The organism is Chryseobacterium sp. RU33C, assembly GCF_900156015.1.
Lineage (GTDB): Bacteria > Bacteroidota > Bacteroidia > Flavobacteriales > Weeksellaceae > Chryseobacterium > Chryseobacterium candidae.
On sequence record NZ_FTMT01000008.1, the window covers coordinates 140135 to 165017 of the forward strand.

22 protein-coding genes and 1 pseudogene are annotated in these 24883 nt (G+C 34.0%); 12 read left to right on the top strand and 11 right to left on the bottom strand.

Annotated elements, in window-relative coordinates:
* Positions 1-275 precede the first annotated feature (275 nt).
* Positions 276-1127 (top strand): annotated as a pseudogene (locus BW946_RS09175) (EamA family transporter).
* Between the two features lie 86 nt (positions 1128-1213).
* Here the strand turns inward: BW946_RS09175 and BW946_RS09180 are convergent.
* Complete coding sequence (locus BW946_RS09180; RefSeq protein ID WP_076595889.1) at positions 1214-2575, bottom strand: ATP-binding protein; 1362 nt, start codon at positions 2573-2575, stop codon at positions 1214-1216.
* 28 nt (positions 2576-2603) lie between these two features.
* Positions 2604-3308: a response regulator transcription factor gene (locus BW946_RS09185; protein WP_076595890.1), complete on the bottom strand. Its 705-nt coding sequence runs from the start codon at positions 3306-3308 to the stop codon at positions 2604-2606.
* Positions 3309-3408: 100 nt separating this feature from the next.
* Between BW946_RS09185 and BW946_RS09190 the strand changes: the two genes are divergently transcribed.
* The gene (locus BW946_RS09190; RefSeq protein WP_076595891.1) at positions 3409-4068 is read left to right on the top strand and encodes a YiiX/YebB-like N1pC/P60 family cysteine hydrolase; all 660 of its coding nucleotides are present in this window, start codon (positions 3409-3411) and stop codon (positions 4066-4068) included.
* A 159-nt stretch (positions 4069-4227) separates the two neighbouring features.
* A complete protein-coding gene (locus BW946_RS09195; protein WP_076595913.1) occupies positions 4228-4539 on the top strand; it encodes an NIL domain-containing protein in 312 nt (103 codons plus the stop codon).
* 206 nt (positions 4540-4745) lie between these two features.
* Here BW946_RS09195 and murA read toward each other — a convergent pair whose 3' ends face one another.
* Complete coding sequence (gene murA, locus BW946_RS09200; RefSeq protein ID WP_076595892.1) at positions 4746-6053, bottom strand: UDP-N-acetylglucosamine 1-carboxyvinyltransferase; 1308 nt, start codon at positions 6051-6053, stop codon at positions 4746-4748.
* On the bottom strand, positions 6053-6721 hold the full coding sequence (locus tag BW946_RS09205) for a DUF4290 domain-containing protein (RefSeq protein WP_076595893.1): 669 nt from the start codon (positions 6719-6721) through the stop codon (positions 6053-6055). Before BW946_RS09205 ends, murA begins: the two co-directional genes overlap by 1 nt.
* A gap of 187 nt (positions 6722-6908) precedes the next feature.
* On the opposite strand from BW946_RS09205, the gene BW946_RS09210 reads away from it, so the two are divergent.
* Positions 6909-8348, top strand: a complete 1440-nt coding sequence (locus BW946_RS09210; protein WP_076595894.1) for an alpha-amylase — start codon at positions 6909-6911, stop codon at positions 8346-8348.
* A 207-nt stretch (positions 8349-8555) separates the two neighbouring features.
* Here the strand turns inward: BW946_RS09210 and BW946_RS09215 are convergent, their stop codons facing one another.
* Positions 8556-8966 (bottom strand): thiol-disulfide oxidoreductase DCC family protein, encoded by a 411-nt coding sequence (locus tag BW946_RS09215; RefSeq protein ID WP_076595895.1) that lies wholly within the window; start codon positions 8964-8966, stop codon positions 8556-8558.
* A gap of 4 nt (positions 8967-8970) precedes the next feature.
* On the bottom strand, positions 8971-9438 hold the full coding sequence (locus tag BW946_RS09220; RefSeq protein ID WP_076595896.1) for a heme-binding domain-containing protein: 468 nt from the start codon (positions 9436-9438) through the stop codon (positions 8971-8973).
* A 460-nt stretch (positions 9439-9898) separates the two neighbouring features.
* On the opposite strand from BW946_RS09220, the gene katG reads away from it, so the two are divergent.
* Positions 9899-12178, top strand: coding sequence for a catalase/peroxidase HPI (katG, locus tag BW946_RS09225; protein WP_076595897.1), 2280 nt, complete (start codon positions 9899-9901; stop codon positions 12176-12178).
* Between the two features lie 93 nt (positions 12179-12271).
* On the opposite strand, the gene BW946_RS09230 is transcribed toward katG, so the two are convergent.
* The 4 genes from BW946_RS09230 to BW946_RS09245 form a co-directional block, all read right to left on the bottom strand.
* The gene (locus tag BW946_RS09230) at positions 12272-12706 is read right to left on the bottom strand and encodes a transposase (RefSeq protein ID WP_076595898.1); all 435 of its coding nucleotides are present in this window, start codon (positions 12704-12706) and stop codon (positions 12272-12274) included.
* A 624-nt stretch (positions 12707-13330) separates the two neighbouring features.
* A complete protein-coding gene (locus BW946_RS09235) occupies positions 13331-13801 on the bottom strand; it encodes a hypothetical protein (protein WP_076595899.1) in 471 nt (156 codons plus the stop codon).
* 225 nt (positions 13802-14026) lie between these two features.
* Positions 14027-14788 (bottom strand): sterol desaturase family protein, encoded by a 762-nt coding sequence (locus tag BW946_RS09240; RefSeq protein WP_076595900.1) that lies wholly within the window; start codon positions 14786-14788, stop codon positions 14027-14029.
* A 254-nt stretch (positions 14789-15042) separates the two neighbouring features.
* On the bottom strand, positions 15043-16038 hold the full coding sequence (locus BW946_RS09245) for a helix-turn-helix domain-containing protein (RefSeq protein ID WP_076595901.1): 996 nt from the start codon (positions 16036-16038) through the stop codon (positions 15043-15045).
* Between the two features lie 603 nt (positions 16039-16641).
* Here BW946_RS09245 and BW946_RS09250 point away from each other — a divergent pair.
* The 7 genes from BW946_RS09250 (at position 16642) to BW946_RS09280 (ending at position 24354) form a co-directional block, all read left to right on the top strand.
* A complete protein-coding gene (locus BW946_RS09250) occupies positions 16642-18420 on the top strand; it encodes a fibrinogen-like YCDxxxxGGGW domain-containing protein (protein ID WP_139325988.1) in 1779 nt (592 codons plus the stop codon).
* Between the two features lie 136 nt (positions 18421-18556).
* A complete protein-coding gene (locus BW946_RS09255; protein ID WP_139325989.1) occupies positions 18557-18757 on the top strand; it encodes a hypothetical protein in 201 nt (66 codons plus the stop codon).
* A gap of 19 nt (positions 18758-18776) precedes the next feature.
* Positions 18777-19088, top strand: a complete 312-nt coding sequence (locus BW946_RS09260) for a transposase (RefSeq protein WP_076595904.1) — start codon at positions 18777-18779, stop codon at positions 19086-19088.
* Positions 19089-19548: 460 nt separating this feature from the next.
* On the top strand, positions 19549-20847 hold the full coding sequence (locus tag BW946_RS09265) for a phage integrase SAM-like domain-containing protein (protein ID WP_076595905.1): 1299 nt from the start codon (positions 19549-19551) through the stop codon (positions 20845-20847).
* A gap of 572 nt (positions 20848-21419) precedes the next feature.
* A complete protein-coding gene (locus tag BW946_RS09270) occupies positions 21420-21713 on the top strand; it encodes a helix-turn-helix domain-containing protein (protein WP_076595906.1) in 294 nt (97 codons plus the stop codon).
* Between the two features lie 201 nt (positions 21714-21914).
* The gene (locus tag BW946_RS09275; protein WP_076595907.1) at positions 21915-22706 is read left to right on the top strand and encodes a DUF5131 family protein; all 792 of its coding nucleotides are present in this window, start codon (positions 21915-21917) and stop codon (positions 22704-22706) included.
* Positions 22707-22860: 154 nt separating this feature from the next.
* Entirely contained in the window at positions 22861-24354 is a 1494-nt protein-coding gene (locus BW946_RS09280) for a hypothetical protein (RefSeq protein ID WP_076595908.1), read from the top strand.
* A 64-nt stretch (positions 24355-24418) separates the two neighbouring features.
* Here the strand turns inward: BW946_RS09280 and BW946_RS21650 are convergent, their stop codons facing one another.
* Positions 24419-24631 (bottom strand): RES domain-containing protein, encoded by a 213-nt coding sequence (locus BW946_RS21650; RefSeq protein ID WP_228402509.1) that lies wholly within the window; start codon positions 24629-24631, stop codon positions 24419-24421.
* Between the last annotated feature and the right edge of the window lie 252 nt (positions 24632-24883).

The window sequence follows — 24883 nt, forward strand, 5'->3', positions numbered from 1 at the left end:
GATCTGAGTCCATATGCTTTATTTTTTACTGTGCAAAAGTAAAGACCATTATGCTTTTTTACTGTTAGAGAAGCTTTAGAATGTTATTAGAAAATCATTAGAGAAAATCTGTACGAAAATTTATATGAAATCTGTACCCCTTGTAAGAGATAAAATTTCAATACATTTGGTGCAGGCTATTTTATATGCTGAATTTTATGATTTTTATATGAAATAAGAACTTGTTTAATCCCGGAAACTTCCTTCCAACATCTTTTGAACATTATAGTTTAGAAATGAAAAAATCAAACATAGCAATACCTGCCACGCTTTTAGCCATTATATGTGTGTAGGGAGGTGCTTCTATTGCAAAGCAGCTTTTTCCTGCCATTGGAGCTATTGGTACGGTTACTTTAAGAATTGTACTTTCAGCTGTTTTGCTTACATTGATTAACCGTCCGAAGTTTTTACAATTTAACAGCCAGAAATGGAAATATTGTGCAATCTACGGAATAGGGCTGGCCGCAATGAATCTTATTTTTTATATGGCCATTCAAAGAATTCCTTTGGGACTGGCGGTTACTGTGGAATTTGCAGGTCCGTTATTTCTTGCTTTAGCTTTGTCCCGTAAACTGCTGGATGTGATATGGGCTTTACTGGCCTGTGTGGGAATCCTGCTTATTGTCCCATGGCAGAATGATCATGTAGATTTGGTTGGACTTGGGCTTGCCTTTCTGGCAGGAATATTCTGGGCTCTGTATATTGTAATGGGTGGAATGGTTTCCAAAATAATGGATGGAAAAGATGCGGTAACCACCGGGATGATATTTGCCAGTCTTGTAATTATTCCTTTTACAATATGGGATGGAGCCGTTTTCAATCTTACCCCCAGTATTTTTATAAAAGGTCTTGGTGTGGCTGTTCTTTCCAGTGCTTTGCCTTTTTCACTGGAGATGATGGCGCTGAAAAAACTTCCGGCAAAGACTTTCAGTATTCTGATGAGTCTGGAACCTGCATTTGCTGCACTTTCAGGATTGGTTTTTCTTGCTGAAGAATTATCTTTTTTACAGTGGATTTCCATTGCATGTGTGGTTACAGCAAGTATAGGAACTTCCATTTTCAATAAAAAATCTCTTTCTCATGAGTAAGAAAGAATATTTTTAAAACATTAAGCTAATTAAGGTTTTAAGGGGAATTAATATTCAAATAAATTTAAATGAAGTCTTTTTATACGTTAACTGATCATAAAATTAACTTTAAAAGTAGTTTCATTATATTCTGATACTACAGTAATTTTTGCATGATGAAGGTGAATGATTTTCTCGGTGAGAAACAGTCCTATTCCATGACCTTTTTCACTTTTGGAATTCTCACTTCTGTAGAAAGGCTTGAAGATATGCTTTAAATCGTCTTCATTTATAGCATTTCCTGTATTGGTAAAATGGATAGTGAGAATTTTTGAATCTGTACTTACGTCAATCAGGCAAGTATTTTCCGGAGAATATTTACAGGCATTGTCAATAAGATTATTGAAGGCAACCTGCAGAAGATATTCATTTCCCTGAATGATAAGCTGGTCTTCTTCTATCGAATCTTCAATGTTCAGCGAAACTTTATATCCCGAATTTTCTTTTGTGATTTTAGTATAAGATTCCAGAAGAACTTCATCAAGACGAACTTCCGAAAAGCTGATCTCATTGGGATCATAGCTTGCTTTGGCCAGATCCATTAAACTATTGGAAAGCTTTACCATATTTCGGGCATCATCCAGTGCGAATTGAATGGTTTCCTGATATTCTTCTTTGGTTTTATCTTTTTCAGAAGCGAGTTCCAGCTCGGTGATGATGGCTGATAAAGGCGTTCTCAACTCGTGTGAAATATTGGATACAAAATGTTTTTGCGAATCAAAAGAATTTTCAAGCCGTTCCAGCATTCCATTGAAGTTCTGGGCTAGTTCATTCAGCTCGTCTTTTGCTTTTGTAGTTTTCAGACGCAGCTGTAGTTTTCCGGCTGTGATTTTTTTTATCTGAATAACCATTTCAGTCAGCGGACTTAATGCTTTTTTGGAGAGAAATATTCCAGCCAGATAAATCAAAACCAGAATGATGAAGAATGAGATAATGCTGATGGTAAGGAGATGAGTAAGATATTCATATCCGTGCTGATCATAAGCTGCGGCAGTTACTGCATACGTTTGTCCCTCATATTGATACACCATCCCGATCACCTGCAAATCATTTAAAAAGAAATTAATTTTCTTCTTTTGAAAGATCTGAGAAAGCATTTGCGAAGTTTCTTTTACATAATCTACTTTGGCGTCATCATGATAAACCAGCTGCTTATGAACATCATAAATTGCTACCTGAACTTCATTGAGCGTTCTTGTATTGTTTTTATAAAGCTTGTGCATTTCCTGTTCGGGAAGTGAGCTTCGGAAAAATAAATCAGCTTTGGCAATGGCTTCGTTCTGAAGTTCGCTGTAAAAAGATTTTTCTCTGGCTTCTTTGGATGAATAATAGATTGAAATACTGTAAACGCCCAAAAGCATTGCCGTGATTAAGGTAAAAAGCAGGGTAAGTCTGGTTCTTATTTTCATCCTGATATTTTTAGTTCATCTTACTGATTTACTGTATAGTACCTGTTTCGTAGTCTTTTTTCATTATAAATCCCATGCCGGCTTTGGTATGGATCAGTTTGGTTTCAAAATCTTTATCTATTTTCTTTCTGAGATAATTGATATAGACATCAATAAAGTTAGTGCCTGTGTCAAAATGAGTTTCCCATACTTTTTCCGCAATTTCACTTCTGGAAAGAACCCTTTCGGAATTCTCCAGCATGAATTTTAAAAGATTAAACTCTTTAGGAGTCAGCTTTATGGGCATTTGATCGCGGTACACAGTTTTTTGTTCCAGATTCATTTCAATACCTTCGTATTTAAGAACAGAAACCTTTTGATGCGGCTGTTGTGAAAATCTTTTCAGGAGTACTTTAATTCTTGCTATCAGTTCACGCATTTCAAAAGGCTTGGTAAGATAATCATCAGCTCCTGCATCAAATCCTTCCAGTTTGTCATCCGTAGTTCCCAATGCAGTAAGCATTATGACCGGAAGATTGGGTTTTAAAGCTTTGATTTCGTTACAGAATTCAAGACCATCTTTTCTGGGCAATACAATGTCTGTCACTACCAGATCAAAATGGGTCTGTAAAGCCAGCTTCAGGCCTGTGATTCCGTCATATGCTACAGTGACTTCAAATTCTGCTTCCTGAAATCCCTTTGCAATCAATTTTGATAGTCTGTCGTCGTCTTCAATTAATAAAATATGCGGCATAAGATTTCTGGAATGTTTGGGTTGGTGTGAAGAATAGATCAATATTACCACAAATGTAATGAATTCTATTTTGTAATTTTGGTCCTGAAAATAGAATCGAATGTGTGAATTTAGATTAAAAAAAATAACTGCTGCAGGGCTTTTATACTGTCTGATTTTATTATTGGTACAATGCAATAATACTGTTCCTATAAGTAATATACAGCTCAAAAATGGTGATCTGCTTTTTGTGACAGCCAAGGAATCCGGGCTTTCGGGAGCGATTAATAATGTCACTCAAAAACAAAAAACAGCCTCATTTGATCATATAGGAATTCTGGAAAAAGAAGGTAACCGGATCTTTGTTCTGCACGCTGCACCTAAAGGCGGTTCTCAGAGGCAGGATGTAAAAGATTTTATTAAAGATCAGAAAAAAGAAGGGCAGGAAGTGATTGTTTACCGGTTAAAACCGGAATATCAGAAAGCTATTCCTGAAGCGGTTAAAAAGGCGAATACCATGTTGGGTAAACCTTACAATTTCAATTATATTCTGGATGAAAATTCCTATTACTGTTCAGATTTTGTGGAAAGAGCTTTTCGGGAAGAACATATTTTCAAACTGGAACCCATGACATTTACTGATCCGAAAACAGGAAAAACAAACACATTCTGGGAAGAATTTTACGCTAAAAAAAATCTGAAAGTCCCTGAAGGTGAACCTGGCTGCAATCCAAACGGACTTGCCGGTTCTGACAAATTGGAAAGAATAGGAAATTTTTAAAATATAGTGAGAAGCTGAACAGGGCTTCTTTTTTTATGTTAAATTTTTTAAAATATTAGTCTACTAATTTGGTAGACTAATATTTTTTTATATTTTTGTCACAGATTTAAAAGCAGAGTGCCCTATGATCTGACAGATTTTAACCCAAAATGTTTAGCAATGATTACACTGAATCCCGGCCTGCAGGTTTTACAAAATAAAATAAACCTGCCTAAAAAAGAATTATTACTGGAAATAGAGTTGAATGGCAAAATGAAATTTGAACATTTGATGAATACGATCTATAATCAATTCGGCATTTGTCATAAAGTGTTATCTGCTAATGTAGAGTATGTGAACGGATACAGTTTCGGTTCAGTACAGTTATATATAAATGTGAATTCAGATGATTTTCAGCAGCTTGAAGTGTATCTGAATAAAAATAAACTTATCAATACAGCGGTAGAATATACCTGCAGAACCTATTTTTAAGTGAGATTCATATAGTTTTAATTACTCAAAGTGTCTGGTTTTTACCGGGCACTTTTTATTTTATACTAAAAAAAGCAAATAATCGATTGGTACAAAATTCCCCTCCTCTGGAGGGATGGCGAAAATTCAAAGAATTTTTGACGGGGTGGTTAAAAAAAAGCGTTCAGAACCTTCTGAACGCTTTTCTATCATTAAATAAAATAATTTTAGATTCTTTCGATGTCAGCACCAATAGCTCTTAGTCTTCCATCAATATTCTCATATCCTCTGTCGATCTGCTCGATATTATGGATAATAGATTTTCCTTCTGCAGAAAGTGCTGCAATAAGAAGTGCATTTCCGGCTCTGATATCCGGGGAAACCATGGTTGTTCCTCTTAACGGAGCTTCCTGGTTTAATCCGATTACCGTGGCTCTGTGCGGATCACATAAAATGATCTGCGCGCCCATATCAATTAATTTATCTACAAAGAATAATCTGGATTCAAACATTTTCTGATGAACCAGAATACTTCCTTTTGCCTGGGTGGCTACTACTAAAATAATAGACAATAAATCCGGTGTAAATCCAGGCCATGGCGCATCTGAAATGGTAAGGATAGAACCGTCAATAAATTTCTGGATTTTATAATGTTCCTGAGCTGGAATGTAGATATCGTCACCGCTTTGCTCAAGCTGGATTCCTAATTTTCTGAAGGTATTCGGGATAACACCAAGCTGGTTCCAGTTTACATTTTTGATGGTGATCTCAGATTTTGTCATCGCTGCAAGACCAATCCATGAACCGATTTCTACCATATCCGGAAGCATCGTGTGTTCAGTTCCTCTCAGATATTCAACACCTTCAATAGTAAGAAGATTGGATCCGATTCCTGAGATATTCGCTCCCATTCTGTTCAGCATTTTACACAATTGCTGAAGATAAGGTTCACAGGCAGCATTGTAGATTCTTGTCTTTCCCTTTGCTAAAGCGGCTGCCATTACAATATTGGCAGTTCCGGTTACAGAAGCTTCTTCCAATAAGATGAATTTTCCTCTCAGTTCCTTAGCTTTTAAAGAATAGAAATATTGCTCCTCATCATAATTGAATTCAGCGCCTAATTCTACAAGTCCCTGAAAGTGAGTATCCAGTCTTCTTCTCCCGATTTTGTCACCTCCCGGAGTCGGCATATAAGCCTCACCGTAGCGGGCAAGCATGGGTCCCATCAGCATAATGGATCCACGGAGTTTTGCTCCGTCCTTTTTGAACTCGTTAGATTTTATATAATCAAAATTAACCTGATCAGCCTTGAAAGTATAATCTCCCTGTCCGTTTTTAGTAATTTTTACACCAAAATCTCCAAGAATTTCAATCAGTCTGTTAACATCATGGATATCCGGAATATTTTTGATTCTTACTTCTTCGTCCGTCAGAAGAACAGCACATAAAATTTGCAGAGCCTCATTTTTGGCTCCTTGTGGAGTTATTTCACCCTGCAGTCTTTTTCCTCCTCTTATTTGAAATGTTCCACTCATTATTTTCTGTTTTTATGATTGTTATTATGCCTTCTTTTGTTGGGCTGGTTATTGTTTTTATTATTGTTATTATTCCTGTTGTTACTATTGTTATTATTTCGGTTGTTGTTATTGCTCGTGTAATAGATTTTACTCTTCTCAAGAGAATCAATTCCGGTAAGATCCAACCTGTTTTCAGACAGTTCTTTCAGGTGGCGGAAAATAACATCATCCGTCACATGTTCTTTATTATAGACATTATAAGACTTCTTCATATTGTTGGCGATCACTTCGATAAGGGCTTCTTTTTCATCACCCGTTTCCAGTTCGATTGCTTTTTCGATCAATTGAAGAATACTTTTTCCGTAGAACTTAAAGTCACCTTGAAGTTTTGGATATTCCATCCTTTTAGGTTTTTCTGCCAATTGTTCAGGAGTAGGGAACGGATATGGGGACTCTACATCCAGATCATAATTGGCAAGAATAAAAAGATGATCCCAAAGTTTATGTTTATAATTTTCCTCGTCGCGAAGTTGTGGGTTTCTCTGACCCATAAAATCGATGATTGCCATAGCCATTTCATTCCTTTCGTCTTTGGAAGGAAGTTCTTTGCAGCGCTCAACCAACTGTTGTATAATTCTGCCATATTCCGGCATATGAAGCTGAGTTTTTTGGGTATTGTATTCCATAGTATGCAAATATATGCATTAAAAGAAAAATTGTCTCGGGAATCTGAAAAATTTATGATTTTTTAATGAAAAACTTGAATGTCTTTCTTCTTTATTTATTGCTGAAAATGAAAATATTTCCCATTGGTTTGAGTTTATATCTAATAAAATCGTATCTTGTTTAATACATTGATAATTTATTAAAGCGATGAAAAAAACAAACTTTTTCCTTTCAATGCTGGCTTTGGCATTGGTAAGCTCATGCAGAACCACTGATGAATTAACAACTGAGACTTCCAGGCAAGAAGAAGTTCATAACAAAACAGTGAATGTGACCCATCATGATGGCCGGCCATTCAGTACAGGAAGTAGTTCAGGTTCTGCGCAAGGTAAATTCACAGCCGGACCCGGTGGAGGAGTTCTGATGCAGGGCTTTTACTGGGACGTTCCGCAAGGTGGCAACTGGTGGAATACTGTTAAAGATAAACTGACAGCGTGGTCCAATGCAGGAATTGGCGCTGTATGGTTACCGCCGGCATCAAAAGCACAGAACGGAGCCTATTCTATGGGATATGATCCTACAGATTATTATGATTTTGGAGATTTTAATCAAAATGGAAGCACGGAAACCCGTTTCGGATCCAGAGCCGAACTGGAAGCTTTGATTACAAAGGCTCATACTGAAAATATGCAGGTATATGCAGATATTGTAATCAATCACAACAGTGGAGGGCAATCCGAAGCCAATCCTTTTACAGGAAACAATACCTGGACCAATTTTTCAGGGGTTGCTTCAGGAAAATTCCAGAGAAATTATAATGACTTTTACAAAAATTCCTATGGAAATAATGATGAAGGAGCTTTTGGCGGTTTTCCGGATTTATGCCATGCGAATCCTCATGTGCAGGACTGGCTTTGGGGAAGAGATGATTCTGTTGCCAAATATTACAAAAATGTAATGAAATTTGATGGCTGGAGGTTTGATTACGTTAAAGGGTTCGGTCCGTGGGTCGTTAATACATGGAATTCTAAAGTAGGAGGATTTTCTGTCGGAGAATTATGGGATTCAAATGTAAATACACTCGAGTGGTGGGCAAATAATGCCAACAGTTCCGTATTTGATTTTGCGGCTTATTACAAAATGGATGAAGCCTTTGATAATGGTAATTTAAATGCTTTGAATGACGATATGATGTGGAAAAGAAATCCATACAAAGCAGTCACATTTGTTGCTAATCATGATACAGACATCATTTACAATAAAATGCCTGCATACGCCTATATATTAACCCATGAAGGGTATCCCACTATTTTTTACAGAGATTATGAAGAATGGTTAAATAAAGAAAGACTGAACAATCTGATCTGGATTCATAATAATAAAGCTACCGGAACAACTTCTATTCTCTACACCGATAATGACGAATATATTGCAAGACGTAACGGTTATAATGGTAATCCGGGACTTGTTGTTTACATCAATACGTCTTCAAACTGGCAGGAAAGATGGATACAAACCAACTGGAGCAGCCAGCAGATCAAAGACTTTACAGGGAACTCAAACTGGTACCCAACAACCCAGGGAGATAAATGGGTGAAAATCCAGTGCCCGCCGAATTCTTATTCTGTATGGTCGCTTAATTTATAAGCAATGAGCAATGGGTAATAATAAATGATGGAATTATGAATGATAAGTTGGTAATAGGTTGTTATTCAGTTTGATTTCCATTAAACAGGAACACCTATCCGTCTTATTTGTCATTCCGTAGGAATCTATACAATGCATTAATATTGCAGGTAACTCTTACGGAATGATCTTTTTATAAGTTAAATGAAACGGTGTAAGAACAATTAATTAAACCTGGATAAACTTTTTCTTCTGCTGCTGATCCGGTAAATAACATTTCTGATTGGCCAGTTTCATTCTGTTTCTGGAAATGACATCATACACTTTGTCACTTAAAGATACAGGCAGAATTTTCCCAACAACGGAAAGTTTATAAACTCCTCCCAGTAAATTAGCGATTTCCAGTACAGCTCTTGATTTGATATGATAATACCGTCCGGGTTTCCATAAATACATGGTGTTGAATACATTGGTTTCCAGCCCTCTTTCTGATAAGAACTGCTGTCCGAAATCAGATTGAAGAGAAGCAAACATGAACTGGTCTTTATTATCCCGCTCCAAAATCCACTGCACCCAGAAATTACAGACACCGCAATCTCCATCAAAAAATACAATATGCTTATTTTTCCAATTTTCCATGATGTTATTTATTAAACAGGATTCCTCTTTCAGTGTCTTCTTTTACTTTTTTAAAATATTGAATAAGATCTGCACGCTGCTCATCAGACAGTTTAGCATTCTGATGACCTAAATAATAAGATTCAAGAGGCATCTCTTTTTTCTCAATCATTTCTATACATTCTTCCAGTTTATGAACCTGTCTCTGAGGCTCATATACTGCAAAGGTAGAAAAATTAAGATGTTTCCTGCCTTCATTAATATGGTTTTTTACCCACCATGAAGTTGGTGAAATATTGCTGTACCATGGATACTTTGTTTCATTGGAATGACAGTCATAACATGATGTTCTGAGGGTATGGGCAATTTTCTCCGGTGTATTTTTAATTTTTAGAAAGTCCATTCCCGGAGTAAGTGGTGGATTTGTTTTATCGATAGGGAAAAACTGAATAATGATAAACGTAACGAGAATTATAACAATTATTTTTTTCATAGCAGATGTTCATATTTTGTCAATATAAAGATAGATAATTTATTTTTAGTGAGATAAAGCCTGAAGTTGGGTGATGGAAGCTGGAAGTACTTTTTAGTGGGGTCTTTAAATAGGGCGTTTTTTCTTTTTTTAGAAATTCTTAATTTATATTTCATGATGCTGTTAAACTTTCTCTTTCCAGCATCCAGTTTCCTTTTCCCTTTAAATTCTTACCTTGAGTAATTCTAAATTGGACTCTATACTGCTGTTTTTATTTAAGTTAATCTGAAAAATGACTAACTTAATACCACAATTGCGTCCAGAAACTGTGCCGTTAAAAATATTAATTTATAGTTTTTAACTATCGTTGAAATAAAAATTAATAGATTGTATTTATCAATCAAACGTTGTAGGTTTGTCATAATCTTACAACAGAAAATTGAAACTGTATTAATCAACATAAAAAATAAAATAAACGACAATGGAAAAAGATTTGAATGACATCAGTAAATGCCCGTTTCACAACGGAACAATGAAGAAGAGTGTAGCCGGAGGAGGAACCCAGAATTCTGATTGGTGGCCGGATCAGCTTAGAGTAGATCTTCTGCGTCAGCATTCTTCCCTTTCAGATCCTATGGATAAGGATTTCGATTATGCCAAAGCATTTGAAAGCCTTGATCTGGAAGCAGTAAAAAAAGATCTTCATGCATTGATGACAGATTCTCAGGATTGGTGGCCGGCAGACTTTGGTCATTACGGTCCTTTGTTTATCCGTATGGCATGGCACAGCGCCGGAACATATCGTGTGGGAGACGGAAGAGGTGGAGCAGGAGCAGGACAACAGCGTTTTGCACCTTTAAACAGCTGGCCTGATAACGTAAGTCTTGATAAAGCAAGAAGATTGCTGTGGCCGATCAAACAGAAATATGGAAGAAACATATCATGGGCAGATCTTCTGATCCTTACCGGGAATATCGCTCTTGAATCCATGGGCTTTAAAACATTCGGATTTGCGGGAGGACGTGCAGATGTATGGGAACCGGATTCCGACGTATATTGGGGATCTGAGAAAACATGGCTTGGAGGGGATTTACGATATGCTCACGGTTCGGAAGGAGTAGAAGAAGGTCATTCGGCAGTTCTTCCTGCTGATGATAATGCAGATGGAGATACTCATTCAAGAAATCTTGAAAATCCATTGGCTGCCGTACAAATGGGACTTATTTATGTAAACCCTGAAGGTCCGGACGGAAATCCTGACCCTATTGCCGCTGCTAAAGATATCCGTGATACTTTCGGCCGTATGGCGATGAATGATGAAGAAACCGTTGCTTTGATTGCCGGAGGACATACTTTCGGAAAAACCCATGGAGCGGGTCCGGCAGATCATGTAGGAAAAGAGCCTGAAGCAGCCGGAATTGAACAACAAGGGCTTGGATGGGCAAGTACTTATAAGTCTGGTAGCGGAAGAGATGCTATTTCCAGCGGTCTGGAAGTAACCTGGACGGAAACGCCTACCCAATGGAGTAATTATTTCTTTAAAAACCTTTTTGAAAATGAATGGGAATTAACAAAAAGCCCTGCCGGAGCTCACCAGTGGGTAGCAAAAGATGGAGCAGATATTATTCCTGATGCGTTTGATTCTTCTAAAAAGCATAAACCAACAATGCTTACAACAGATCTTTCCTTAAGGTTTGATCCTGTTTATGAGAAAATTTCAAGACATTTTTATGAAAATCCTGATGCGTTTGCTGATGCTTTTTCAAGAGCATGGTTTAAACTGACACACAGAGATATGGGACCGCGTGCCCGCTATCTGGGACCGGATGTGCCGCAGGAAGAACTGATCTGGCAGGATCCTATTCCTGAAGTAAACCACGAACTGGTTGATGAAAACGATGTGGAAGCGCTAAAATCAAAAGTTTTAAACTCAGGATTAAGCCATTCCGAACTGATATCTACAGCCTGGGCTTCTGCTTCTACTTTCCGAGGAAGTGATAAGCGTGGGGGTGCCAATGGAGCAAGGATCAGACTGGAGCCTCAAAGAAACTGGGAAGTCAACAATCCTTCACAGCTGAATAAAGTATTGGGAGTACTGGAAGGAATTCAAAAAGAATTTAACGATTCTCAAAACGGAGGTAAAAAAATATCATTAGCCGATCTGATTGTTTTAGGAGGTAACGCCGCATTAGAAGTGGCTGCCAAAAATGCGGGTCAGGATGTAAAAGTTCCTTTTGCTCCGGGAAGAATGGATGCTTCTCAGGAACAGACGGATGTAGAATCTATGGGTTATCTTGAGCCTGCAGCGGATGGATTCCGTAATTATCTGAAGAGAAAATACACCGTATCTACAGAATCTTTACTGATTGACAAAGCTCAGTTATTAACACTTACTGCCCCGGAATTAACCGTATTGATAGGAGGAATGCGTGCTTTAGATACGAACTTTGACGGTTCAAAACATGGCGTATTCACCAGCCGTCCGGGAGTTCTTACCAATGATTTCTTTGTGAATCTTCTGGATATGGGAACTCAATGGAAAGCAATGTCAGATGATAGAGAGCTTTATATCGGAACTGATCGGAAGACTGGTCAGCCAAAATGGACAGCAACCCGTGCAGACCTTGTTTTCGGATCTAATTCTGAATTGAGAGCCGTGGCTGAGGTATACGGAAGTGCTGATGCACAAGGTAAGTTTGTAAAAGACTTTGTGGCAGCATGGACGAAAGTGATGAATCTGGACAGGTTTGATCTGGTTTAATAAATAAAAATGAAAATAGAGAAAGGCAGCTTTTATGGCTGCCTTTCTTATTGATTATAAGGAATGTATTTGCATTAATTTCAGGAGAACTAATTAATTTTGATCATTGTTAAACGTAACGTCTTTCGTAATCCATTTATATAAAGTTGTTTTAGGTATTTGGTATTCATTTATAATTTCACTTCTTGTTTTTTTTCCACTTTTTATTAGGTCTAAAATGAAATCTATTAATTCTTTGGTGTATATATTTTTACGGAATTTAGGAAGTCCTTCTTTTAAGGAATGCTTTTTTACAGAGGTTTGAGGAGCATATAGAATTAAGTGCTGGCTATATATTCTGAAAAAATCATATTCAAGTAACTTACTCCATTTTAAAAGTATATCAGTATCTATATTTTTATCATGATACATATTTTCAATTTCTTTTTCACTTATTTTCATGAAAGAACATATCCGGTCTGAATGTATACCTAAATATTGAACTCTTTTTTTTATTAATTCACCGATATTAATATTTTTATATTTCATGATTAATTAAAGATTAATTGATGTTGTGAAATGTAATGAATTGTACTTTTTTACATCTCCGATGCAGGCATTGATTAATTTTTGAGGGAAGGATCCTGCATCGAAGAATCAGTAAAGATAAAATTGAACATTTATAAAATGAGAATCTTTACCAGGATAGAATTGTGTTTTTAGAATCGTTTATCTAATAATTCTCTAAAAGTTATATTTAATAGTTTCATCATTTTTACACTGAATATTATTTATTAGTATCTGCCCCTGAATTGTAAAATACAGTATTTAAATATATTTCAACAGGTGTTATTGGATGATGCAAAAGTATGAGTCTGAATAAATCAATAAAACATATTTTAAACTAAAATCTGTAAAATGCTTTAATATTACTTATGTATTGTATTATAGTAAGTTACGATAGTTGATTTCATATAATTGATTGTTTGGTATTTATAGATGTAACTTATTCTTGAAAATAACTATTACAAAATGAAGAAGTATTTTTTACAAGATGCTTTTATTATAAATTTTGTTGCAACTATAATAAATGAATATTCAAAAAATAGAATTGACAGATTGTAGTTTTTATTTTCGGATGATGGCTCTTTTACGAAATAACACTATCAAAGATTAAATAGAAATATTAAAATTGGAAATTTTATTTAATTCTTTGAGTGATGAACTGAATTTTCTCAGTTCATTTTTATTTATCCCAATCAATGAATATTTTAAGACCTTGGTTTTATTGCCATGATAAGGAGTAAAGCAAATAAAAATTGTAGATTTTATGCTATACCTTAAAATATCAATTTGTTGTATGTAAACTATCGGGATTTCAATGGGTGGATAGAATTTATAGAAGCCAATGAGGTGTTTGGTTTTTATAGTAATTATTTCTCCTGAGTTTTCTAATTCACTATATTTCACTTTTTTGATTATAAAGAAATTTATAAATACAAGTATGCTAATTGAGACAAAAGTGATAGCCTTATGATATAATGGAGTAAAAAGGAATACTATATTGCCGGCTACGCAAATCACTGAAAATAAAAGTAAGACAATACTCATTCTATTTATATTTTTTTTATTATCTATTTTCATACGTTTGATTAAAGGATCTATTGTTTTTAATATTTTTTTTAATAAAAGATTATTGAAGTCTTAGTATAGCAGTATTTTAAATAGTCTTGTGGAATGTTAAAAAACTCCGATACTATTACTGTTTTTTAACTGATAGCATCGGAGAAAAGTAGGGTGAAAAAAAAGATTTTTAAAAAAATCTAAAAAATGAATTAATTAAGTTTTTTTGAAGGATCTGAAACGGCGTTAATCCGGAAATCTCCTATTTTGAATTTCATCGTACATATTTTCATAGTTTGGATATTCTGTACCTAACATTTTATCCCAAAACCTAAAATATAATCCATAATTTCCTTTAAATTTAGAATGATGCAGATTATGGTAGGTTGAGGTCGTTATTATAGTAAATAAAAAAGACCCTCTTAACCACTTTGGAGCAATTTCATACCCTAAATGTCCATAGGCGTTGATAAATAAAGAAGAGACAAGGAATAATAATAAACTTATAGGATGAAATGGGAGCAGAACTATGATGATGGGGACAATACATGCTTCTCCAATTGCTTCTAAAAAATGGAACGAATAGGATGCGTACGGGGTTGGATTTGTGGATTTATGGTGTGTCAGATGTGCGTATTTAAAAATACGTTTTATATGAAGCAATCTGTGCAGCCAATAAAAATAAGTATCATGAATTATTAAGCCCATAATAAAAGCCCCCGGAATCCACCACCATGAATATTGATTGATATCTGTATACCATTGGGTGTATTTTACCAAATCAGTATTTATAACTGTAACAATTGTTACAGTCATAACAAATGTAGACAGCAGTGAATTTATGATTTCTCTTCGAATGTCACTGCTATTTAAATTTTTCTTTTGAATCTTGGACTCTTTCAGTACACGACCGAATATTTTATAACAAATGATATAAAAAAAACTTGCTATAAAGAAATATTCCAAAATAGAAGTTGCGTATGTATTAATTATTTCCCTTGAATCCATATCTTAAGTTTTATTTCATGAAAACCGGAGAGAACTGATGTTTTAATATAGTTCTTTCCGGAAACATATAATAATAAAATTTGAAAATGCAGGCAGCTTACAGATTCACCACCAGAAGTTAAATTATTTCTATCTGCAAAGATAGGATCCCGGATCAATCAGAAAATATGCACGTAAATCAATTTCAGTAAAATCATTTAAATTTTATTGGTTTGTAAATTAATGATTTATGGTGTGTTTATATCTAATGGTAATTATTTTTTGATTTCATTCATTTTCTTTTGAATATAATCGGAAGGAGTAATGCCTTCAATTTGTTTAAAGACACGATTAAATGTGGATTGGTTAGAAAAACCTGATTCAGTATAAATATACATCAATGTTGTCTTTTGTAAGTCAACTTCGTCTAATAATTTTTTAATATAATTTACTCTGTAATTATTGATATAGCTGTTAAAATTAGAATATCCTTTATTTCGGATTGCTTTTGAAATATAATGATGGTTAGTATGTAAAGCAGCGCTTAATGAGGACAGATTAAATTTGCTGTCCTTGAAGAATAAGTTTTTTTCCATGCTCTCATCAATCCTGCTGAAAATATTTTCCAAAGCATCAAGATCTATATCATTATTGATCACCTGTCTCTCTCTAACTTTTGCTTTGTAAGATGAGCTATTCAGTCTGCTTTCTTCCAGTTCTAATTTTATTTCCTGTTTTCTTATTAAATCCTTATAATATACTAATAGGCATACTATCAAAATATTGGACATAAAAAGTAAGACATCGGTAACAATTATTTGTGATTGTGAATATTGCTGAAAATTAAAAGAAAAATTTTCAGCAATGATATAAATGATAATGACTAAAAATAGTAAATATCCGGTATAAATTATTGTTTGTTTTTTCTGAAAGAAGATATTTGATCCTAAAGGGATGGGGATAAGCCAACATAAGCTGGCAACAGAACTTTTCCAAAAAAAAAGTATAATATAAATATTATATAAAGGAGCTAGTATTAAATAAGTATGTACAATTGAGTTTATTGAATATCTTCTTCTTACAATAATATAACCATAGGATAGAAAGCATATTCCGCTTAGTAAATATATGATAACTATTTTATTGTATAAATAAAAATAGAAAATGGAAACATAGATAATAAATAGAGTAATCATTAACAATATATATTTATCTAATAATTCTTTTTTCAACCTCTCAATGCTATCAATTATATTTTTTTTTGCAGTCATTTTGTTATTTTGAAAGTTATTTACTAGTAAATGCTTTTTGTAGTATGTTGAATAATAGGGTTTTGTGTAATTTAAGTTATTTTAAGGTTTTTGATTTGTATTGCCTTTATTTGATTTGTTTTTCATCCTACATTTGCACCTGTATATGTCTTTCGAAAATATTTGTTTTGAAAAATTATAATGCAAAGATATAAACATTAAAAAATATTTTGAAAATTATTTTAATTAAATTATTTGTTTATTGTTGTTTTATTAAGGTTAATTTAAAATTAAGTTTAAATAATTAATAAATGATTATAATTTTAATTATTTCAGTGTGATTTATTTAATTTATTATCTGGGTCCTGATGCTGTATTATTCTGGAAACAGGTAATGGAAAGTATAAATCCATACAAATGTAAATGCCACTATTTTATATTTCTGAATTTGTCTTTTTATAACCAATCTTAATAATACAATATATTATAATTAAAATGCAAAATTCATTTGACAAAGAAAAGATGTCATTATCAAGGCCACCTCCTTATACTGGGAATAGTATCTTAAGAATCTGGTCTTCGGACCGTAACGAAGTAATTTAAATAAAAACAAAAAAACAAAAAATGAAAAAATATATATTATTCATTTTCATAATGATGATCGTTCCTTTTCAAGCATATGCTCAAGTTGGAATCAATACAACTAGTCCCAATAGCAAATCTGCGCTTGACATTGTTTCTAAAGATAAAAATACAGGAACTTTGCTAACCCGTCTTACAACTGCTCAAAGAAATGCTATTACCGGGTTGGCAGCTACTGAAGATGGGTTAACTATTTATAATACTGATGAAAAGTGTTATAATTACTATCAAGCCACTAATGCCACCTGGTTAAGTCTTTGCGGAACATATAAACCTGCTGTTTATACCGTAGACTGCAGCAAAATAAAGGTTTTTGGAACTTATACTCAAGGTACTTCCCTTAATGTAAATAATTACATCACGATGCCGGTTACAGTTGCAACAGCCGGAACCTACCATATAATTGCAAAAACAACCAATGGCTATTATTTTGAAAAGACAGGAGTATTTCCGAATGCCGGAACTTTTACCATTTCCTTGTCTGGCTCAGGAGCTCCTAGTGCAGGACCTCAGACGGATACCATATCTTTTGAATATGATGGAACTATTGACACTTCATGTACATCTGTAACTGTAGCGGTAAGCGGCTCACAAATCAGTTATGGTATCACCTGTGGTAGCGCAGTTGTAAACGGAACCTATAATGCACAAACTGTTTTGGATTATAATACCAATACGGTGACAATACCTTTATCTAACGTAGATACAGGAGGACAGGTAACCATTATTAGTTCATCTAATAACGGTGTCAATTTTACCGATACAGAAACAATCACAACAGGAAGTACTTCAATAACGCTTCACGGTTCAGGAACTCCAACAAGTGCAGGTGTATTTACTTATACTTTTACAACGAATGGTGCCAATTCACAAACCTGTACATTTTCTGTAACATTTGATACTACCAAAGGTACTTTTGCAGATCCGGCAGACAGATGTTTAGATATTTACAATCTTGGTAAAAGAACGGATGGGGAATACTGGATCAAGACTGGTTCTGCAGATGTTACACCTATTAAAACCTATTGTGATATGACTCATGGAGGGTATACTTTGCTGTGGTCATACTCTGAAAAAACCGCTTATACAGGTGGTGGTCTTTACGGAACGGCTAATAGTATGTATATTGGCGCGAACTCAGGTGCTGTAGCACTTTCTGCGAACTCACCACAGAATGTTGTTACAACTGCTGCAGGGGTTATGAATTATACTAACTACAGAATACCTCTTACAGCAATGCAAAACTCTAAAAGTGCAACTCTGGGCGACTATAGGGTTCAAATCACCAATAATCCAACTAATATGAATGATAGCTGGGGAAATGGTAATTTTTTCAATGCAAAACCAACAACAGGGTATGATTATATCGCGAATGTTGCATCAACTTGCGAGCATCCAATTGTTCCAACTACAGGTAAAATCTTCGGATATGTTTATGATGCCCGTACCAATAATGCTACTTACAATAATGTTGCGACAGCAGGGAGAGTTTGCCCGTATATTAATTCTGGTTATACTTCTCACTGGGATGCAGGAGGACGTATTGCGGGTACGATAACTGCACCTGACGGTACTTCAATAAATGCATCATCATTTAATAATTTATTCGGATTCTTTGGTGAAGTTGAAGGGAATCACCTATTTGGAAAATGTACTACAGATGATAACAGCTTTGCTACGCAAACGTGTTCTTACACAAGCCTAAGGCCACATTCTTTTAATAGTGGAGAAGGTAGATACTTGCAATGGTTTGTTAAATAATCTCATATTATAATCTATATATTATATATTCAAAGATCATAAGCCCGGAACTATTACCCGGGCTTATTTTCGAATGAGAATTCCTTGTCTCATCAACTTAATAGTCTAAAAATATCATAATATGAAATTGAATGAGTTGCAAAAGTTAATAGGACTGAGTAAAAAAGAAGTATTGTCAGAATTTGGAAGTGAATTTAATCATTATCCTGCTGATGTATGGACTTATTATTTGAATTCAAATTGGATAGGTATGAAAACCTATATCATCATCTGTTTCAATAATGAGATTGTAGAAAATGTAAAAATGGTAAAGCGATTTGGACGAATTAAGTTTTAGGAAATTTAAATAGGAAATTATGATAAAAGGACCCAATTATAAAAAAATATACCAAGACATGGTGCTTGCTAAATATCCAGGTAAAATTGAGTTGTGCAGCAATATTTTAAATAAAGAATATATGAGTATTCTTGATGTGATTAAGCTCAATAGACTTTTATTTGAAACAGATAATGAAATCGCTAATCAAAAATTGAGATCGTATGATAAAAGAACTGTTTTGGAGATTCTTCACTATCAGAAGGAAAATAAATTGAATAATATACAGACTGCAGTGCATTTTAAATTAAGTCGTAATACAATTACCAGATGGAAGAAATCATTTTTGTAAAGGAGTAAATTTTATTGATAATCAGGTATTTACCATAACGGAAGTTAATCCTAACAGACCTGCTTATCTTATAATGAATGAATCAGGAAATTATGAATATTTAAAAAGGCTTAGTTTAATCTTAAAAAATGAAACAAAACAGCGAAATCGAATTGTCTGGACTGAGCATCATATGAAGAGGAAAGGTGAAAATTTCTATCAGTGTATATAAAAAGAAATTCATTGTCTGAAAATAAAATAACCATCTAAGAATTAGATGGTTATTTTATTGTTTGTAGACCCACAGGGTTTAACCATTGAATTTAGCTGTTTTTAGATGAATCATTAAAAGCCCAGATAATGGGCTTTTTTACTTATTTGAATTAAAATGAATACAACCGAATTTAATATAATATAGCGTAAATTCGGGAGTAAATCGGAAAAATTAATTATCTTTGTACAACCCTAGAACAGGCGATTTATGGCAAATATAGAATTCGGAGTCTACAGTAAAAAAGTACCTATAAATCTCAATATACGGTTTTATCACAATAAAATTGATATTAACGCAAAAACGAACATCTTTGTTTTTGATGCGGATTTCAAATATAAGAAAATTGCGAAGGGCAAAAGAAGCTCACGGAGCGTAGATATTACTAATGATTCCGTAAAAGCGAAAACGGAGAAATTGAAAAAATTGGTGTATGAAAGGTTTGTCGAAGATTTTCCGAAAGGTCATGCCATCACTCCGATTTGGTTACATAAAATTATCAATGAGTTTCACGAACGACCAGACGGAGAAAACGATCCTAAATTTTTTGTTATCCCGCTTTTCGACCAGTATATCGCCGATGCAAAAAACAAAATCAACACCGTTACAGGCGAACCGTTGGCAGAAAAGACGATAACGAGGTTTGAGTACACTAAAAAGCATATCCAGCAGGTTGAAGAGTATTTCGGCAAAAAGTTACGAATCTTGGATGTTGATCTGGATTTCTGCAACGAGTTCATCCGTTATCATAAGGAAGTAAGCAAATATGGCAATACCACCATCAACAAATCCATCAAACAAATAAAGCAGGTTTTGAATGCATCTGTTGCAAAAGGCGTTAAAATTAATCCTGAATTGAGCAGTGACCGATTTACTATCAAAAAAGATGAAACCATTGATACCTACCTGAATGAGGACGAAATAGAACGAATCTTTAACTACGACCTGTCAGATAATGACAGACTGGATAAAGTCAGAGATTTGTTCATTACAGGGCTATGGACGGGACTTAGAATCTCGGATTTGAAACGAATCAACAGCTTTGATATTTCCAATAACAGAATTAAGATCGTAGAAATCGAGAAAACTAACAGTTTTATTGAAATTCCCATCCATCCGCAATTAAAACAAATTATCGAGAAAAGGGAGGGGATATTACCAGAGATCAGCGACCAAAAGTTTAACTTGTATGTCAAGGAGTTATGTGAGTTAGTCGGAATTGATGAAGTGATTTTAGGAGGATTGAAAAATCCCGAAACCAACCGAAAGGAGAAAGGTTATTATCCAAAACATAAACTCATTGCATCACATACCTGCCGTAGGTCTTTCGTATCAAACCATTACGGAAAACTGGATGATAAAACCATTATGGCAATTACAGGGCATAAGTCGCACAGCCAGTTCCTGGATTATGTCAAAACATCCAAAAGGGAACATGCGGAAAAGCTGGAGCAATACTGGGCGGAGCAGGAGAAAAACAAGAAAGTAAAGAGAATTAGTAAAAGTTAAAATTTGTTAAAATTTTGTTAATCAGGAAAAAAGCTATAAATTTGCAATTGAATCGGAAATCGAAGCATAATCATATCAGTTTTCGTATTCAGCAAAGGTATCTTTAACAATTCATTAAGTAGCTGTTCGTTTCAGTATTGAAATGATAACAGTGATGCCAAAATTGTATTATCACTTTTTTGATGATTTCGGGAGCCTCCGAAATTAAAATAAGAGCGCGGATTGTAAAATATGCAGAAAATGATTATCTGTATAGTGTCTGTGTAAAAAGTACCACATTTTGAAGACCTCGGAACCTCAACCTCACCAAATGACGGATTATTTTTCTTAGGATAATTATGTCTTCATAACAAATACAATTTTGATAGATGGAGTCCAAACCATTAAAAACAGCGAACGAATTAAATACTATAGGATAATTATATCCAAACATCAACGAAATTAAATCAAACAACAATATACAGACCTAACTTTTTAAGTTGGGTCTTTTTTATGCCCGAAATTGGGCGAAACAATCAGGGAACCTCAAAAGGGTTCCCTTTTTTTATGTCTAATAATTAAAAATCTACAATATGAATACTACAAATAACAATAATAACACACTACTATTCCAAATCACTAAAGAAGAACTTATGCAAGACTTTGAACAAGTGGTTCGCAAAGTAGTCAACCAAATACAGGTTGAACAAACATCAAAAGATGAGAAACAGGTTTATACTCGCAAAGAAACATCGGAACTTTTAAATGTTAGTTATACAACACTTCACAATTGGAAAGTGCAGGGGATTTTAATACCTACCAAATTAGGTAAAATTGTTTACTATTCTAAAGATAAAGTTTTGTCAAGACTCAAAGGAAATAATTGATCGAGTAAAGAAATCTTTTTCTTATTATGTCGCACAAAACACAGTAACAACCTTAAATTCCTTGTTTTATAGCGCAGTAATAGATATCTTAAACTGAACTGTAAAACTGTTAAATACCCCTTAAATCAATCTTAAACAAGCAGACAAAACCTTAGTAAAATTACATAAGGGGGCTATTGGTATGTCTGTATTTAAAATATTATGAAAAAATCATTAATAAAGTGGACAAAACACACATGGAATCCTACCACAGGATGTACAATTTTTTCTAAAGAATGTGAAAATTGTTATGCTAAAACATTCACTGACAAACTTCAAGAAAAGCTAGATCCAAAGTATATACATGGCTTTGATACTTTTGTTGAACATAATTACACATTAAAGCAACCTTTTATTAAGTGGAAAAAGCCAACCGTAATTTTTGTTAATAGCATGTCAGATCTTTTTCACAAAGATTGTAGTCTGGGATTTCTTAAAAAAGTATTTGAAGTAATGAATAATACTCCACATACATATCAAATATTGACTAAAAGAGATGCTAATTTGGTTAAGCTTTCCGATCAACTTTATTGGAGTAATAACATTTGGATGGGTGTTTCTGTGGGGAGTGTGGTTAGTGTGAGAAAAATTGACAGTTTGAGAAAATGTGGTGCAAAAAACAAGTTTCTTTCAATAGAACCATTAATTGAAGAATTGCCAGATCTTAATTTGGCTGGAATTGATTGGGTAATCGTCGGCGGTGAGAGTGGCTCGGGTAAGATAAGACCCATGAAAAAAGATTGGGTACTTAAAATCAAGAAAAATTGCGAAGATCAGAATGTCCCTTTTTTCTTTAAGCAATGGGGAGACGTAAGATCTAATCCCGATCCTAATGATCCAACCATAAGTAAAAGTCATTCTCAATATGAAAAAGGAGGTTGCATGTTAGACGGTAAGCTATATCTTGACAATCCTTGTATTGTAAAACCTATTATCGGGGAATTACCTTTTTAATATCATTACTATGCAGGAGTAGAATCTTTTTACTACTAACCGCAACCCTGCATAAAAACCATACCTAAAAATCTTTTATAACAAAACTTAAAGGCACAGTAAATCTACTGTGATAGCCATTGCTGTGCTTTTTTTTAGAAACAACAACAACAAAATGAAACAATACAAAAGTAAAAAATCAAATCGCAGTATCAACGCATCAGCTTTTTACCATGAAGGTTACCAATGGAAGGTAGTACTTCCTACAATCATAGTAAATTATCTTCAGGGAAAAGTTCAGGAGGAAACACCATTCAAAGAATTTAAAATGAATAATGCGCTGTATTTCCTGAGTTTAGTTATCAGTATTCCTGCTTATAAAAAAGATAAAGCTTATCAATATGGGTTTATTCCTATGGATTCTCAACGATTAAAAAAGAAAGATTCCAATTATAATAAATATTTTGAATATTTTGTACAGATTGGTATTCTGGAGAAAAAAAAATATTCAAAAGGTCGCTTCTGCGCACGTTATCGATACAATTGGAAAAATATTAATTTGGAAGGTGTTGAATGTCTGGATTTTTCAATATTTGAAATGACGGATAAGTTTCTAGTTAAAAATCTATTGAAAGAAAATGTAAGTAATAAAGACTGTCCGCATCTTGCTAGATGGTTTGATGATGGACTGTTCCTTGATTTTGACCGCTTGAATGATGATTTATCATCTGAGTTCTGCTACAATAAGTACAGTTTGAGTTACACCAGACTAAATCCAGTAATTGCTAAAGCATACAAATACTGGCACTCTGCATTGATGCTGAAAGAACAATGTTTCCGTATTTCCCGCAGACCTGATTCGGATAACAGACTTCATACTAATTTAACCAATATGCCGTCTAAATTCCGCCCATATTTGACATATCATAGCGAAAACATTCAAAGTTTGGATATTAAGAACTCACAACCATATTTTATGGTTTTAGTATTGGAAAGTTTGAGTAATAGTAAGATTATTGAGATTATGAGTAAAGTGTTTGGAAATAGTAATATAGGTACTATGTTGCAGAAATTACAACAAATTATGTTCAGTAAGGCGTTTCAAGAGGAATTCGTTCCGTTGAAAAAGGCGGTGCTGACAGGCGAATTTTATGAATTTTTAATGCCATTTTTTGCAGATATTAAACCTGATTATGATGGTAAGTTTAGAAAGAAATTTTATGATTCAAACACTGGTAAAGCAGAATTGTGTAAGTTCGCGACTAAACGAGATTTGATGAAAAAACTTACATTACAGATTCTTTATACTCCGCTAAAAAGACCGTCAAAAGAATATCTCATATTCAAACAACATTTTCCTTTGCTATGTGAGTGTATCGAGGTTTTTAAAATGACTTCCAATGAAAAGGATTCATTCAAACTGTTTCCCAGACTTTTGCAACAGGTTGAATCTGATTGTGTGATTGATACTATTACGAAACAAATTGCAGAAACAAATCCTGATATGCCACTTTGGACAATACATGATTCTTTCTGTACTACACAGAGTTGGTTTCCTGTTCTGGAATCTCTGGTGCAGAAACTATTTTTAAGCTATTCTAGCGGTATTTTGCCGAGTTTTAAGACTGAATTATGGTGTAATAGTGATGAGTGCCTGAAAGTGGCTTAAAATCAAAATGATTGGCTTTGCTTATCTATACTAAAGCCAATCATCATATATATTTTAATATAATTTATACTTCCCGTGAGCGTATATTTAATTGATTGATTTTAACTTTTTTAACAGAAATACATTCCATTAATTCTTGATTGAAAATAACTAAATTGTTACCTGTAATATGAACTGAACTTCTAAATTTAATTCCTTGAACTCCAGTGAAAATCTTTATAAACTCACAAATAAATTGAGTAGGAATATAATCCAATTCAGAATCATATCTTCTCATTGGCTTTGATAAATCATTACTAATATACTGTTTTAATAATGTTGATTTAATTTTTTTTGAAACTTCATTGGGATGAAATATGGTGGGGACTTCTGTAAAATCAGAAATATAAATATCGTCGACAATTGATGGTTTTAGAGTGAAAGTGGCTGTAGAAGGTAGTGTTTCACTAACTGTGTAAGTTAAAAAGTTATTCTGGAAAATTTTGAGCCCTCATAGCTCAAAAAATTTTACGGAAATAACTTTTTATTA

What these genes read in the sequence shown, in the direction of transcription:
- murA (WP_076595892.1), bottom strand. Translation starts at nt 6,053, where the DNA reads ATGAGTGGAACATTTCAAATAAGAGGAGGAAAAAGACTGCAGGGTGAA.
- BW946_RS09185 (WP_076595890.1), bottom strand. Translation starts at nt 3,308, where the DNA reads ATGCCGCATATTTTATTAATTGAAGACGACGACAGACTATCAAAATTG.
- BW946_RS09245 (WP_076595901.1), bottom strand. Translation starts at nt 16,038, where the DNA reads ATGACTGCAAAAAAAAATATAATTGATAGCATTGAGAGGTTGAAAAAA.
- BW946_RS09220 (WP_076595896.1), bottom strand. Translation starts at nt 9,438, where the DNA reads ATGAAAAAAATAATTGTTATAATTCTCGTTACGTTTATCATTATTCAG.
- BW946_RS09230 (WP_076595898.1), bottom strand. Translation starts at nt 12,706, where the DNA reads ATGAAATATAAAAATATTAATATCGGTGAATTAATAAAAAAAAGAGTT.
- BW946_RS09235 (WP_076595899.1), bottom strand. Translation starts at nt 13,801, where the DNA reads ATGAAAATAGATAATAAAAAAAATATAAATAGAATGAGTATTGTCTTA.
- BW946_RS21650 (WP_228402509.1), bottom strand. Translation starts at nt 24,631, where the DNA reads ATGAGAAGATATGATTCTGAATTGGATTATATTCCTACTCAATTTATT.
- BW946_RS09265 (WP_076595905.1), top strand. Translation starts at nt 19,549, where the DNA reads ATGGCAAATATAGAATTCGGAGTCTACAGTAAAAAAGTACCTATAAAT.
- BW946_RS09195 (WP_076595913.1), top strand. Translation starts at nt 4,228, where the DNA reads ATGATTACACTGAATCCCGGCCTGCAGGTTTTACAAAATAAAATAAAC.
- BW946_RS09240 (WP_076595900.1), bottom strand. Translation starts at nt 14,788, where the DNA reads ATGGATTCAAGGGAAATAATTAATACATACGCAACTTCTATTTTGGAA.
- BW946_RS09190 (WP_076595891.1), top strand. Translation starts at nt 3,409, where the DNA reads ATGTGTGAATTTAGATTAAAAAAAATAACTGCTGCAGGGCTTTTATAC.
- katG (WP_076595897.1), top strand. Translation starts at nt 9,899, where the DNA reads ATGGAAAAAGATTTGAATGACATCAGTAAATGCCCGTTTCACAACGGA.
- BW946_RS09275 (WP_076595907.1), top strand. Translation starts at nt 21,915, where the DNA reads ATGAAAAAATCATTAATAAAGTGGACAAAACACACATGGAATCCTACC.
- BW946_RS09250 (WP_139325988.1), top strand. Translation starts at nt 16,642, where the DNA reads ATGAAAAAATATATATTATTCATTTTCATAATGATGATCGTTCCTTTT.
- BW946_RS09205 (WP_076595893.1), bottom strand. Translation starts at nt 6,721, where the DNA reads ATGGAATACAATACCCAAAAAACTCAGCTTCATATGCCGGAATATGGC.
- BW946_RS09260 (WP_076595904.1), top strand. Translation starts at nt 18,777, where the DNA reads ATGATAAAAGGACCCAATTATAAAAAAATATACCAAGACATGGTGCTT.
- BW946_RS09215 (WP_076595895.1), bottom strand. Translation starts at nt 8,966, where the DNA reads ATGGAAAATTGGAAAAATAAGCATATTGTATTTTTTGATGGAGATTGC.
- BW946_RS09270 (WP_076595906.1), top strand. Translation starts at nt 21,420, where the DNA reads ATGAATACTACAAATAACAATAATAACACACTACTATTCCAAATCACT.
- BW946_RS09280 (WP_076595908.1), top strand. Translation starts at nt 22,861, where the DNA reads ATGAAACAATACAAAAGTAAAAAATCAAATCGCAGTATCAACGCATCA.
- BW946_RS09180 (WP_076595889.1), bottom strand. Translation starts at nt 2,575, where the DNA reads ATGAAAATAAGAACCAGACTTACCCTGCTTTTTACCTTAATCACGGCA.
- BW946_RS09210 (WP_076595894.1), top strand. Translation starts at nt 6,909, where the DNA reads ATGAAAAAAACAAACTTTTTCCTTTCAATGCTGGCTTTGGCATTGGTA.